Origin of the sequence: Clostridium sp. AF35-15 (assembly GCF_003477745.1) — a bacterium.
In the GTDB taxonomy this organism is placed as follows: Bacteria; Bacillota; Clostridia; order Lachnospirales; family Lachnospiraceae; genus Otoolea; species Otoolea fessa.
In genome coordinates, this window is the sequence record NZ_QUDY01000031.1 from 1 (window position 1) to 291 (window position 291).

A 291-nucleotide genomic window follows, 5' to 3' on the forward strand; every position below is an offset into this window, starting at 1 on the left:
TCACAACCTCGATAAGCTCGAACTTATGAATCACTGGTAAAAACCAGTTATATAAAACAGCATTTCCCTGCTGGTGTAGGTTAACACATCCTCATCACAGATAGTTCATCCATTCCGATGTGTCCGTTCTATTTCAAATCGCATTCAGCGAATTGTTTTTAATGGAATCCGGCATCCACCTGCTTTCCCATGCCGTCTCCAGCATAGTATCATCGGCCGCTTAGGTCTTAACCATCGTGTTCGGGATGGGAACGGGTGTGTCCCCTAAGCGCATCGACACCGGAAATCTTT

The 291-nt window shown here is 45.7% G+C and carries 1 rRNA gene; it reads right to left on the reverse strand.

Annotated elements, in window-relative coordinates:
• Nucleotides 1–166: 166 nt before the first annotated feature.
• Nucleotides 167–284, reverse strand: a 5S ribosomal RNA gene (gene rrf / locus DWZ76_RS14915).
• Nucleotides 285–291 lie beyond the last annotated feature (7 nt).